A 12,836-nucleotide genomic window follows, 5' to 3' on the forward strand; every position below is an offset into this window, starting at 1 on the left:
CCTTGCCGGTGCACAACACCCTCTTGATGCTGGCCCGTCCCCGTAACGGTCCCCGTCATGTCCCTGCTCCCAACGCGTCACTTCGGCGCCATCGATGGCATGCGTGCCCTGGCGGTGGTTGCCGTCATCGTTTTCCACGCCAACAAGGCGCTCCTGCCCGGCGGGTTCAGTGGCGTGGACCTGTTTTTCGTTGTGTCCGGATTCGTGATCAGCCAGTCCCTGGCAGCGCGGCCCACCCCCACCCTTGGCCGCTTCCTGCTCGATTTCTACCGGCGGCGGCTGCTGCGGCTGCTGCCCGCGCTGCTGCTGATGCTGCTGGTCACTTTCCTGCTGTCGGCCCTGCTGATGCCACGTGCCTGGCGCAACGAGCAGTTCGACCAGACCGGACTGGGCGCATTGTTGGGGGTCAGCAACCTGGTGCTGGCCTGGCAGCAGGATGGCTACTTCTCGCCGGGCGCCGACCTCAACCCCTTCCTGCACACCTGGACGCTCGGGGTGGAAGAACAGTTCTACCTGCTGTTTCCGTTCGTGTACTTCGTCTGGCTGCAGCACCGCCGGACCCACGCGGCCGCGCGCTGGCTGTTGCCGGTATTGGCCGCGGCGTCGCTGGCGATCGCCGCCGTGCAGGCGACCACCGCGCCAGCATCGGCGTTTTACCTGCTGCCGGCACGGTTGTGGGAGCTGGCCGCAGGCGCATTGTTGTACCAGCGCGTGATGACCCACGGCGCACCTGCGCGCTGGCGGCTGTGGGCGCTGCCAGGCCTGCTGATGGTGGCGCTGGGCTTCGGGTTCGCGTCCCGGTTCTCGTTTCCCTTCCCGGGCGCGCTGATCACCGTGGCTGGCACGCTGATGCTGCTGGCCGCCGCCGCCGCCGACGACACCGACCGCGCACGGTCATCGGTTCTGAGCGGGCTGCAATGGCGGCCGCTGGTCTACATCGGCGTGTTGTCCTACTCGCTCTATCTCTGGCACTGGCCGTTGCTGGTGCTGCTGCGCTGGACCTACGGCATGCAGGGCATCGCGTTGTGGGCCTACCCGGTCGTACTGGTGGCCATCGCCAGCGCCTCCTATCACTGGATCGAAAATCCGGCACGCCGGCGGGGCACACGCCTTCGCACGCGCACGGTACTGGCAATGGGCATTGCCGCCATGGGCCTGTCCGCCACGGGTGCCTACCTGATCGTGCAGCACACCGACGACATCTCGCTCAGCACCACCGGCGACGGCTACCAGTGGCGGCCCTACCTGCATCCCGCCTGGAAACCGGTGCCGCCGGTCGATGGCCCCACCCTCGCAGGTCGGCAGCTGTTCGTCGCCGGCGACTCGCATGCCGCCGCCTACCGGACCATGGTGTCCATCGCCGCGCGGCAGTTGGAGATGGAGTTGCACGTGCTGGAGCGCGGTGGCTGCGGCATCGTCACCTTGCTTGGCACTGCACCGGGCGACTGTAGTGACGCACGCGAACGCGTCCTGGCGCAGATCGAGGCGCAGGCCCGGCCCGGAGATGTGGTGCTGATCGCCTCGCTGCGCATGCCCGAACTGCGCGGCCGCGATTGGCGCCGTGGGCATGCCGTGGTCATGGACGACATCCTGCACGCCCGCAACGCGGACGACGACCGCGCCGCCAGACAGGACGCCGAAGCGGTGCTGGCGCGCCTGGAGGCGCTGCAGGTGAAGATCGTGATCGACGCGCCATTGCCCATCTTCAAGGCCTCCGCGTATCGATGTTCGGATCCGTTCAACCGGATGAATCCGGCCTGCGCCGACGGCCTGACGATGCCCCGCGCGGACCTAGAGCGGCTGCGCGCGCCGCAGATGGCGCTGCTCGCATCGCTCGCCTCGGCGCATCCTGCGCTGCATGTGTGGGATCCGCTGCCGCTGCTGTGCAAGGACAGTACATGTTCGGCGATGGACGGGCTGGATCCGCTGTTCTTCGATTCAGACCACCTGAGCGGGCATGGCAACCGCGTGCTGCTGCCGGACTTCGTCGCCACGCTGCAGCAGATCGCGGTGACGTCGACGCCCTCCGACCGTACCCACTGACCTGCGCCGCCGGCCGGGGCGCCAAGGCCAGGCCGGCGGCCTGAGGCCTTCGCATTACCGTAGTAAATGCAGCGCTATGCTCGGCGCGTCCCCCTTCCTGCTCCGGAGTCCGCCGTGAACACCGAATCACTCGCCGCTTCCCTCTTCCAGCAGCTGCAGCAGGGCCAAGGCCTGCAGCAGGTCTCCCAGCAGCTTGGCATCGACCAGCACCAGGCCAGCGGCGCGGTCGGCGCGGCCCTGCCCCTGCTGCTTGGAGCGATGGGCCGCAACGCACAGCAGCCCCAAGGTGCTGAAGCCCTGCTGGGCGCCCTGCAACGCGATCATGCGCCCGCCGGCGGTGGTGGCTTCGACCTGGGCGGGCTGCTCGGCAGCGTGCTCGGGGGCGGCGGGGGTGGCAGTGCCACCAATGGCGCCGGCATCCTGGGCCATGTGTTCGGCGGCAACAGCGACCGCGCCGCGCAGGGCCTGAGCCAGGCCACCGGTCTGGACAGCAGCAAGACCAGCCAGCTGCTGGCCATCCTCGCGCCCATCGTCATGTCCTACCTCGCCCAGCGCTTTGCCAGCGGCGGCAATCCCGGCCAGCTCAGCCAGGCCCTCGGCCAGGAAGCCCAGGCCGCCAGCAGCGGTGGCCTGCTCACCTCGGTGCTCGACCAGGACGGCGACGGCCAGCTCGGCATCGGCGATTTGGTAAAGCTGGGTGGCGGTCTGTTCGGCGGGAAGCGTTGAGGCCGCCACATAAATAGGCCGCAACTATCACATCGGTTGATTCATTCGAATTTACCGATGGAATAACAATGCTTAACGTGTCCCGCATGCCTTCACGGCACGTCCCGGCCCTCACGCCGGGGCTTGGTGGCACCGCACTCCCTGAGGGAAGGTTGGGCCGCCGACATCGCCATAGGCGCCTGCGCGCAGATGATTCCCCATTCGCTGGTACACAGGTAGATGCCCATGAAAAGCGAAGCAAAATGCCCCTTCAACCACGCCCTGGTCGGCGACGCCACCACCAACCGCGACTGGTGGCCCAACCAGTTGCGCGTGGACCTGCTCAACCAGCATTCCAACCGCTCCAATCCGCTGGGTGACGGCTTCAATTACGCCAAGGCGTTCAAGCAGCTCGACTACACCGCGCTGAAGGCCGACCTCAAGGCGCTGATGACCGATTCGCAGGACTGGTGGCCGGCCGACTTCGGTCACTACGGCGGCCTGTTCGTCCGCATGGCCTGGCACAGCGCCGGCACCTACCGCATCGGCGATGGACGCGGCGGCGGCGGTCGCGGCCAGCAGCGTTTCGCCCCGCTCAACAGCTGGCCGGACAATGTCAGCCTGGACAAGGCACGCCGGCTGCTGTGGCCGATCAAGCAGAAGTACGGCCAGGCCATCTCCTGGGCCGACCTGCTGATCCTCACCGGCAACGTCGCACTCGAATCGATGGGCTTCAAGACCTTGGGCTTTGCCGGTGGTCGCCCCGATACCTGGGAGCCGGACCAGGATGTGTACTGGGGCCGCGAGACCACCTGGCTCGGCGGCGATGTGCGCTATGCGCATGGCTCCGAGGGCGTGCAGGAAGACCACGGTGTGCTGGTCTCCGATGACGACGCTGATGGCGACATCCACTCGCGCGATCTGGAGAATCCGCTCGCCGCAGTGCAGATGGGCCTGATCTACGTGAACCCCGAAGGCCCGGACGGCAACCCCGATCCGCTCAAGGCCGCCTTCGACATCCGCGATACCTTCGGCCGCATGGCCATGGACGATGAGGAAACCGTCGCCCTGATCGCCGGTGGTCACAGCTTCGGCAAGACCCACGGTGCCGGCCCGGCCGACAACGTCGGGGCGGAACCGGAAGCAGCGGGGCTGGAAAGCCAGGGCCTTGGCTGGTCCAACACATTCGGCAGCGGCAAGGGCGGGGACACCATCACCAGCGGCCTGGAAGTGACCTGGACGCGCACCCCGGCACAGTGGAGCCACGACTTCTTCGAGCTGCTGTTCAAGCACGAGTGGGAGCTGACCAAGAGCCCGGCCGGTGCGCACCAGTGGGTGGCCAAGGACAGCGAGGCCGTCATCCCCGACGCGCACGACCCGTCGAAGAAGCATCGCCCGAGCATGCTCACCACCGACCTGGCGTTGCGCGTGGACCCGGCCTACGAAAAGATCTCGCGCCGCTTCCTTGAGGACCCGCAGGCCTTTGCCGATGCATTCGCGCGTGCATGGTTCAAGTTGACCCACCGCGACATGGGTCCGCGTGCCCGCTATCTGGGCCCGGAGATCCCGGCCGAGGAATTCATCTGGCAGGACCCGGTGCCCGCAACGACCCATGCGTTGATCGACGCCCGCGACATCACCGCGCTCAAGCAGCAGATCGCCGCTGCCGGACTGAGCGTGGCCGAACTGGTGTCCACTGCCTGGGCCTCGGCGTCGACGTTCCGCGGCTCGGACAAGCGCGGCGGTGCCAACGGTGCACGCATCCGTCTTGCCCCGCAGAAGGATTGGGCCGTGAACCAGCCGCAGCAGCTGTCCAAGGTGCTGGCCGCGCTGGAAAAGATCCAGACCGGCTTCAATGGCGGCGGCGGCAAGCAGGTATCGCTGGCCGACCTGATCGTGCTGGCCGGAGGCGTCGGCGTCGAGCAGGCCGCCAAGGCCGGTGGCCACGACATCAGCGTACCGTTCACCCCCGGCCGCACCGATGCCAGCCAGGCACAGACCGACGTCGAATCGTTCGCGGTACTGGAACCCTACGCCGATGGCTTCCGCAATTATCTCAAGGGCCGCTACAGCGTGCCCGCCGAAGTACTGCTGATCGACAAGGCGCAACTGCTCACCCTGAGCGCGCCGGAGCTGACCGCACTGGTCGGCGGCCTGCGCGTGTTGGGAGCCAATGTCGACGGAAATACCCAGGGTGTGCTGACCGATCGCCCCGGCACGTTGAGCAACGATTTCTTCGTCAACCTGCTGGACATGCGCACGCAGTGGAAACCCGACGGCGATGGCTACGTGAGCAGCGGAGACACGCGCTGGACCGGGAGTCGCGCCGACCTGGTATTCGGATCGAATTCGGTGCTGCGCGCCCTCGCCGAGGTCTACGCCAGCGCGGACGGTGAGAAGAAGCTGGTGCAGGATTTCGTCGCCGCCTGGACGCGGGTGATGGAACTTGACCGCTACGATCTGCACGCGTGAGACAGGGGGAACCGGCCACCAGCCGGCTCCCCCGCAAGGACAGGTGCCAACCGCTGTGTCAGCACCGCTTCAATGCCTGCGCGCACGCGAACGTACGCGCAGGCTCAGATCGCGTCGATGTCGCCCAGGGCCCGGATCAACCGCCGCGCACGCTTGTCCGGTCGATGCTCCGGCGGCTGGTAACCATTCTTCGCCGCCGCGCGCTGCGCACGCAGTTCGGCACGCCGCGCACGCGACGCCTCGCTTTCCGCATACAGCTGCTGCGCCACCGGCGCCGGCCCGCGCATTTCGCTCAGACCACGCACTTGTACGTCGAAAGTTTCATCGCCGCGGCTGATCTGCAGCTGCTCGCCTACCCTCACAGCGCGCGACGACTTCGGGCGCTGCCCCGCCACATCGACCTTACCGGTTTCCACCGCCTGCTTGGCCAGGCTGCGGGTCCGGAAGAAGCGCGCGGCCCACAGCCACACATCCAGCCGCACGCTGGCGCCCAACGATTCTGCTTCAGTCATGCTGCTTGCCCAGCTCCACGGCGTTGGCCGGTCGTTTGTTCAGGGATTGGGGCGCGTCCGGGTTGCCCCGGCATCCAGTGCCACCGATCAGTACCGGCACGCCGGCATCCAGATCGCGGCGCTGGCTGCCCACCTGGCATTCCGGTCGGTCCATCGGCCGCACCTGGGCATCGCCCAGGCGCTGTGTACTCGAACATGCGGCCAACGCAACGGCAATCAAGAGCGCCATCAGCGCGGGCATGAACGGGTCAGCCCGATGCAGGGGACACCGGCCAGTGGGGAGCATCCGGTTGGTTCGCATTGCCTGGAGCCGGCCAGCCGCCGACATTACGGTGCGCATCGCGATATCCCACTGACGGGCTTGGTGCTAGTGTGCCGCTCTCCACGCTTGATCTCCAGAGCACATGGCCAAAGCGCCGCTTGACCTGACCACCGGCCCGATAGGGCGCAACCTGTTCCTGTTCGCCCTGCCGATCCTGGCCGGCAACATCGCCCAGTCGCTGAACGGGTCGGTGAATGCGATCTGGGTGGGCCGCTTCCTCGGCGAGGCGGCTTTGACCGCTACCGCGAACGCCAACAACATCATGTTCTTCCTGATCGGCTCGGTGTTCGGGATCGGCATGGCGGCCACCATCCTGATCGGCCAGGCGATGGGGGCGCGCGACATTTCCCAGGCACGCCGGGTGATGGGCACCAGCGCCACCTTCTTCATCGGCCTGTCGGTGGTGATCGCGATCGCCGGCTGGTGGCTGTCGCATCCGCTGCTGGCGGCCATGGGCACGCCGGCCGAATCGCTGCCGTTGGCCGAGGCCTACCTGCGCATCATCTTCCTGGCGATGCCGACGCTGTATGCGTTCGCGTTCCTGAGCTCGGCGCTGCGCGGCGTCGGCGATTCACGCACGCCGTTCCGCTTCCTGCTGCTGTCGGTGGTGCTGGACATCGGCTTCAACCCGCTGCTGATCTTCGGCATCGGCCCGTTCCCGCAGCTGGGCATCGCCGGTGCCGCCTGGGCCACGCTGATCGCGCAGACGCTGTCGCTGACCGGCCTGCTCTGGTACATGCGCAACAAGCGCCATGTGCTGTGGCTGGGCCGCAAGGACATGGCGCTGTTCAAGATCGACACCACGATCCTGCGCGCGCTGGTGGTCAAGGGCGTGCCGATGGGCCTGCAGATGGTGCTGATCTCGCTGTCGATGATCCTGATGATGAGCATGGTCAACGGCTACGGCACCGACACGGCCGCCGCCTACGGTGCATCGCTGCAGCTATGGACCTACGTGCAGATGCCGGCGATGGCGATCGGCGCGGCGTGCTCGTCGATGGCCGCGCAGAACGTCGGCGCCGGCAACTGGGACCGCGTGCGCGGCACCGCCCGCAGCGGCGTGCTGTACAACTTCCTGCTCACCGGCGTGCTGATCCTGCCGCTGATCCTGCTGGACCGGTACACCCTTGCGCTGTTCCTGCCCGAAGCCAGCCAGTCGCTGGACGTGGCGCGCCACCTCAACCACATCGCGGTGTGGTCGTTCCTGTTCTTCGGCGTCAACTTCGTCATTTCCGGCGTAGTGCGCTCCACCGGTGCGGTGATCCCGCCGCTGCTGATCCTGGCCGCCTCGCTGTGGGGCATCCGCGTGCCGTTCGCCGAACTGCTGCAGGACAGCTGGGGCGCCGATGCGGTGTGGTGGAGTTTCCCGGTCAGCTCGTTCTGCGCGATGCTGATGTCGCTGGCGTATTACCGCTGGGGCGGCTGGCGCAAGGCGCACATGCTGCCGACCCACCGCGACGAAATGGCCGCACCGGCTGCCGTGCCGTCGATGCCGCCTTCACCGGTGGCCGACCTGGACCCGGACGCACCGGCAACGGCGGCGCCGCAGCCCGCGCCGACGCGCGCGGGTTAACCGGCGTCGGTGTCGCGCACCTCGCGCCACGCCGGCAAGCGATAGCGCTGCTGCTGCCACCGCATCAGCAGTGCCATCGCGCCACCGAACAGCAGGCCGGCCACGCCGGCACCGCCCAGTACGCCCGCCGTCGGCAGCATGGCGCTGCGCGCGAACAGCAGCCACATCAATCCGCCCCATCCCAGCGCGAACATCGCGCCCATCAGCATGGCGTTGGCGACGAAACCGGCCAGCACTGGCGGCGGCACGGCCAGGCCCGTCCGCCACAGCAGCCGGTACAACAGCGGCGCCTGCATCTGCGCGGGGACGCCGGCGGCCTGCATGACCTGCAGCGCTGCACGGATTCGAGCGGGATAAGCCTGCATGTTTTTCCTTCAACGAACGCAGGGCGCGCATGGCTCCCTGACGTGCTTGTGATGTTCAGGACGTCAAACGCAGAACGGCCACCCGAGGGTGGCCGTTCTGGTACCGCGACAACCGAAGTCGTCGGCGGGAATTACTGGGCCTTGGCAGCCAGGCGGGCAGCCTTGGCCTGCGCAGCGGCAGCCAGATCTTCCTTGATGCGGGCAGCCTTGCCTTCCAGGCCACGCAGGTAGTACAGCTTGCCGGAGCGGACCTTGCCACGACGCTTCACTTCGACCGAGTCGATGATGGCGCTGTGGGTCTGGAAGACGCGCTCGACGCCGTAGCCGTGCGAGATCTTGCGCACGGTGAAGGCGGAGTTCAGGCCGGCGTTCTTGGTGCCGATCACGACGCCTTCGTAAGCCTGCACGCGCTCACGGTTGCCTTCCTTGACCTTCACGTTGACGACGACGGTGTCACCCTGGCTGAACTTCGGCAGCTCGCGGGTAATCTGGGCGGATTCGAAGTCCGAAAGGATGGATTTGTTCAGCTTGCTCATGGGTGCACCGGTAGTGTTCGGGTGGTCGTGTCGTTCGACAACGTGGGCTCATGCAGTCACCGGACTGTGCTGCACGTTTTTTGTAGGGATTCCTGCCAATCGACCCCCAAAGGGCCGATGGCAATCCCGAATTGTAAACAAGAACCGGCCCCTGCGCTAGGGGTTCGATTCCTTGGGCAGGGCCTGCCGCGCCTGCTCCAGCAGGAGGCGGTCGGCCTTGGACAGCGTGCGCTCGTCCAGCAGGTCCGGGCGCCGCAGCCAGGTCCGCAGCAGCGACTGCTGGCGGCGCCAGCGGGCGATGGCGGCATGGTTGCCCGAGCGCAGCACGTCCGGGACTTCGCCCCATTCATGCTGGGCCGGATGGCTGAAATGCGGGCAGTCCAGCAGCCCCTGCGGGCCTTCGAAACTGTCCTGGACCGCCGATTCGGCATCGCCCAGCGCGCCCTCCTGCAGACGGGTCACCGCATCGACGATGACCGCCGCGCCCAGCTCGCCGCCGGACAGGACGTAATCGCCGAGCGAGATTTCCTCGGTGACCTCGGCCTCGAGGAAGCGCTCATCGATGCCTTCATAGCGGCCGCACAGCAGGATCATCCGCGGCAGGGCCGCCAGTTCGCGCACCCGGGCCTGGGTCAGCGGCTTGCCCTGCGGGCTGAGGTAGATCACCGGCGCGGGCGCCGGATCGGCCGCCTTGGCCGCGGCCAGGCAGGCGCGCAACGGCTCGATCAGCATGACCATGCCCGGGCCACCCCCGAAGGGACGGTCGTCCACCCGGCGGTAGTTGCCGGCGGCGTAGTCACGCGGATTCCAGCCATGCAGGTCGAGCAGGCCGCGCTCGGCCGCACGGCCGACCACGCCCAGCGCGGCCGACTGCGCCATGAACTCGGGGAACAAGGTGATGACGTCGATACGCACCCGGTCAGAACTCCGGGTCCCAGTCGACCACGATCAGGTTGGCCTCGAAATCCACCGACACCACGAAGTCCGGCTGCACGAACGGAATCATCCGCTCACGATCGCCCTGTACCACCAGCACGTCGTTGGAGCCGGTCGAGAACAGGTGCGAAGCCCGCCCCAGTTCGACGCCATCGACGGTACGTACCTGCAACCCCTCCAGATCGACCCAGTAATACTCGTCGGGCTTCGGCGGCGGCAGCGCGCTGCGTGCTACATAAACTTCGGTTCCGTACATCGCCTCGACCACATCGCGGTCGGTGATATCGGGAAACACCGCGACCAGATGCTTGCCGGACTGACGTCCGCGCGCGCCGCTGAGGGTGCTCTCCTGGCCGGCGGGTGTACGCAGGATCCAGGGCTGGTATTGGAAAATGGCGGTACGCGGCTCGGTCCAGGACTCGAGCTTGATCTCGCCTCGCACACCAAAAGCGCCGACAATCCTGCCCAGCAGGATGCGGCGCTCGGTATCTTTCATCTGTATAGACCGGTGGACCGCGGCAGGCGCGGCCCTTCAGGATCAGGCCGCGGAGGCCTGGGCCTTGGTCGCTTCCTTGTACAGGTTGCGGACCTTGTCGGTCATCTGGGCGCCGTTGGCAACCCACTTGTCGACCAGCGGCAGGTCCAGCACGATGCGGGATTCCGCACCCTGGGCCACCGGGTTGTAATAACCGACGCGCTCGATGTTGCGGCCGTCACGGGCGCTGCGCGAGTCGGTCACGATGATGTGGTAGAAGGGACGCTTCTTGGCGCCGCCGCGGGTCAGTCGAATCTTGACCATGGTGTTGTTTCCTCAATTGCCCAGTCGCCAGGATGGCGCGGTAAGCCGGCGATTATAGCGGCGGCCTGCGGTCATTCCAAGTCTGTGAAGACCGCCGAAGCTGAACAGGGCCTACCCGACGCCGCCAATTGCCCCGATCGGCTGCCACGGGGCCGTTTCCAGGATCCCCCGCGCGCGCTGGCAGAAGGCCTCCGACGCGGCGAAGGTGACCGCGTCGATCGCCGAGATCGGCCAGACCCCGGCCGCGTTGCACGCGATGGCGCCGTCGAAGCCGTCCAGTTCGGCCAAGGCCACCTCGCGCACCTGCTGCACGTCACCTGCGAACCCCGCCTGCAACAGCCGCTCATGCGTACCGCGCAGGGCCGGGGCCTGCGGCCAGACGATCTGCTGGCCACGCTGGAAGGCGATGTTCCAGGTAGTGCCCTCGCCAACCTCCCCGTCCGGGGTGACGAAGAGCGCATCGTCGAAGCCGTCCCGCATCGCGCGCCGGCGCTGCTCGAACAGCGGGAAGGTACCGACATGCTTGAGGTGCGGCAGCTCGCGCTGGTACATCACCGTGCGCACGCGCCGCGCGTCGGCCGGCATGTGGACCGGCGTGCCCACCGCCACCAGCACGTCCACCGCGACCGCTTCCAGCGGCTGGCGGAAATCGAACTGGCGCGAGAACACCGTGACCCGCAGCGAGGCATCGCGCAGGTCGTCCGACTGCAGCGCGTGCTGCATCCACGCCCGGACCTGGCCCAGGTCCAGGACGCTGCCGAACAGCGCTTCGGTGCCCTGCTGCAGCCGTTGCAGGTGCAGGTCCAGGCCCTGCACCGCCCCGCCACGCACCTGCAACGAAGTGAAGTGCCCGTAGTTGGTCAACGCGCCGGCCAGGTCGTCGGCGCTGGCGCGGTGGCCATTGCAGTAGAAGCTCATCGGAGCAGCGCCCGGGCGTCGGACCACATCTGCTGCAACACCTGCGCCGCCGGGCGCGCCGGCGCCATCCACGCGGACTGCCCGGCCCACGCCTGCATCGCATCGACGTTGCTGTCACCGGTGGCCTGCGCGCGCATCGGTGCGGTCAGCCCGCGCTGCACCGGGTACGGGCGTGGTGGAGGTGCATCGGCCGCAGCGGCAGCACGCACATACGCGGTGGCCAGGCCACGGCCGAGGCGACCACTGAAGGCCCGCGTGGGCCAGGTATCTTCCGGCTCCGCGTCCGCCAAGGCCTGCGACCAGGCCGGGTTCAAGCTGCACTCGGGCGTGCGCAGGAAGGCGGTGCCCACCTGCACCGCACTGGCACCCAGGGTCAGTGCCGCCGCGATGCCACGTCCATCGGCGATGCCGCCGGCCGCGATCACCGGGACGTCCAGATGATCGGCCAGCCGCGGCAGCAGCGCGAACAACCCGACCAACTGGCGTTCGGCCGCGTCAGGGTCGAAGGCACCGCGATGCCCACCGGCTTCAGCGCCCTGCGCGACCACCGCATCGGCACCGGCGGCCTGTGCGACCCGCGCCTCGGACAAGGTCGTCGCACAGGCGATCCAGGCGATGCCCACGTCCTTCAGGCGCTGCACCTGCGCGGCGGAAAACACGCCCATGATGGTTGAGGCCACCGCCGGTCGCGCGCTGATCAGCGCGTCGAACTGCGCATCGAAATCGGCCGGGCCCGCATCACCGGCAGTGGCCGGCACCTCCGGGCCCCACTGCGCAAGGAAGCGACGGCTGGCCGCTTCTGCATCGGCATCGCGCCGCGGCAGCGGATCGGGTATCCACACATTCACTTGCGCCGGACCGCTGGACTGCGCGCGGAAGTCGGTCATCCACGCCACGATGTCCTGCGGCTGCGACAACACCGCGCCCATCGCGCCCATGCTGCCGGCGTTGGCCAGCGCGGCCGACAACGGCACGGGACAGGCGCCGGCCATCGGCGCGAGCAGGATCGGGGCCTGCAATGCAAAACGCCGACAGAAGCTGTCGGCGCGTTCGAGGATGGATGACTGGCTCACGCGCGGCGCACCTGGAGAAGGAGACGGTGCCAGCATACGCCGCACCGCCCTGCCCCGGCATGCACGCCGGCCGGATTCAGCGTGCCGACACCGCGTAGGTGCGGACCAGCTGGCTGTCCATTTCTTCGTTGAATTTGAAGCTGACATAGCGGGCGTCGTCGGCGGCGAATTCTTCTTCGGCCGCCGCGCGGCCGATTTCGACACCCTCGGCATCCAGTGCACGCGCCACCAGCTTGCCCTTGAAGGCCTTGTCGGCCACTACGTACACCGCCGCATCCTTGGAGCCCATGCCACGGCTCTTGCCCAGGGTCACGGTGAGCCCGCGCGCGGCCAGGCCCGGATCGGCCTGCAGGGTCACGTTCATGCGCTTGTCCACGCCTTCACCCAAGCCAGCGACAAAATCGGCAGCGGTGCCGCTGATCGCACTGCCCGCCTTCTGCGACATCGTCCTGTCGTCCTTGCACGCGGCCAGGGAAAGGGCCAGCGCCATCACCACCATCGACTTGTTCACGAACATTCCTTTGAATTTGCCAAGCCTGCCAGTCAATCACCCAACACGCGGGGAACGCCAGAGGCACTACG

The 12,836-nt window shown here is 67.6% G+C and carries 14 protein-coding genes; 4 read left to right on the forward strand and 10 right to left on the reverse strand.

The window, feature by feature from the left end:
* Nucleotides 1–57: 57 nt before the first annotated feature.
* From AC1DR7_RS01725 to katG, 3 genes are all read left to right on the forward strand, one after another.
* Nucleotides 58–2,043: an acyltransferase family protein gene (locus AC1DR7_RS01725; protein WP_478051555.1), complete on the forward strand. Its 1,986-nt coding sequence runs from the start codon at nt 58–60 to the stop codon at nt 2,041–2,043.
* Nucleotides 2,044–2,109: 66 nt separating this feature from the next.
* Nucleotides 2,110–2,769 (forward strand): DUF937 domain-containing protein, encoded by a 660-nt coding sequence (locus AC1DR7_RS01730; RefSeq protein WP_457319775.1) that lies wholly within the window; start codon nt 2,110–2,112, stop codon nt 2,767–2,769.
* A 225-nt stretch (nt 2,770–2,994) separates the two neighbouring features.
* Nucleotides 2,995–5,220, forward strand: coding sequence for a catalase/peroxidase HPI (gene katG / locus AC1DR7_RS01735; RefSeq protein WP_478051556.1), 2,226 nt, complete (start codon nt 2,995–2,997; stop codon nt 5,218–5,220).
* A 104-nt stretch (nt 5,221–5,324) separates the two neighbouring features.
* On the opposite strand, the gene AC1DR7_RS01740 is transcribed toward katG, so the two are convergent.
* Nucleotides 5,325–5,732, reverse strand: coding sequence for an RNA-binding S4 domain-containing protein (locus tag AC1DR7_RS01740; protein WP_256776441.1), 408 nt, complete (start codon nt 5,730–5,732; stop codon nt 5,325–5,327).
* On the reverse strand, nt 5,725–5,973 hold the full coding sequence (locus AC1DR7_RS01745; protein ID WP_457320715.1) for a hypothetical protein: 249 nt from the start codon (nt 5,971–5,973) through the stop codon (nt 5,725–5,727). Before AC1DR7_RS01745 ends, AC1DR7_RS01740 begins: the two co-directional genes overlap by 8 nt.
* 163 nt (nt 5,974–6,136) lie before the next feature.
* Between AC1DR7_RS01745 and AC1DR7_RS01750 the strand changes: the two genes are divergently transcribed.
* Entirely contained in the window at nt 6,137–7,627 is a 1,491-nt protein-coding gene (locus AC1DR7_RS01750) for an MATE family efflux transporter (RefSeq protein ID WP_478051557.1), read from the forward strand.
* On the opposite strand, the gene AC1DR7_RS01755 is transcribed toward AC1DR7_RS01750, so the two are convergent.
* The 8 genes from AC1DR7_RS01755 to AC1DR7_RS01790 form a co-directional block, all read right to left on the reverse strand.
* On the reverse strand, nt 7,624–7,992 hold the full coding sequence (locus AC1DR7_RS01755; RefSeq protein ID WP_256776437.1) for a DUF6404 family protein: 369 nt from the start codon (nt 7,990–7,992) through the stop codon (nt 7,624–7,626). The genes AC1DR7_RS01750 and AC1DR7_RS01755 overlap by 4 nt on opposite strands.
* 131 nt (nt 7,993–8,123) lie before the next feature.
* On the reverse strand, nt 8,124–8,528 hold the full coding sequence (gene rplS / locus AC1DR7_RS01760) for a 50S ribosomal protein L19 (protein WP_256776436.1): 405 nt from the start codon (nt 8,526–8,528) through the stop codon (nt 8,124–8,126).
* Nucleotides 8,529–8,684: 156 nt separating this feature from the next.
* Complete coding sequence (gene trmD, locus AC1DR7_RS01765) at nt 8,685–9,443, reverse strand: tRNA (guanosine(37)-N1)-methyltransferase TrmD (RefSeq protein ID WP_457320679.1); 759 nt, start codon at nt 9,441–9,443, stop codon at nt 8,685–8,687.
* A 4-nt stretch (nt 9,444–9,447) separates the two neighbouring features.
* Nucleotides 9,448–9,960 carry a ribosome maturation factor RimM gene (rimM, locus tag AC1DR7_RS01770; protein WP_256776434.1) on the reverse strand — a complete coding sequence of 171 codons (513 nt, stop codon included), beginning with the start codon at nt 9,958–9,960 and terminating at the stop codon, nt 9,448–9,450.
* A gap of 42 nt (nt 9,961–10,002) precedes the next feature.
* Nucleotides 10,003–10,263 (reverse strand): 30S ribosomal protein S16, encoded by a 261-nt coding sequence (rpsP, locus tag AC1DR7_RS01775; RefSeq protein ID WP_017356068.1) that lies wholly within the window; start codon nt 10,261–10,263, stop codon nt 10,003–10,005.
* A 111-nt stretch (nt 10,264–10,374) separates the two neighbouring features.
* Nucleotides 10,375–11,181, reverse strand: coding sequence for an aminotransferase class IV family protein (locus tag AC1DR7_RS01780; protein ID WP_457320682.1), 807 nt, complete (start codon nt 11,179–11,181; stop codon nt 10,375–10,377).
* The gene (locus AC1DR7_RS01785) at nt 11,178–12,254 is read right to left on the reverse strand and encodes an NAD(P)H-dependent flavin oxidoreductase (RefSeq protein ID WP_478076373.1); all 1,077 of its coding nucleotides are present in this window, start codon (nt 12,252–12,254) and stop codon (nt 11,178–11,180) included. Before AC1DR7_RS01785 ends, AC1DR7_RS01780 begins: the two co-directional genes overlap by 4 nt.
* 76 nt (nt 12,255–12,330) lie before the next feature.
* A complete protein-coding gene (locus AC1DR7_RS01790) occupies nt 12,331–12,765 on the reverse strand; it encodes a hypothetical protein (RefSeq protein ID WP_457318991.1) in 435 nt (144 codons plus the stop codon).
* Nucleotides 12,766–12,836: the final 71 nt, after the last annotated feature.

Source organism: Stenotrophomonas sp. P5_A9, from assembly GCF_056400525.1.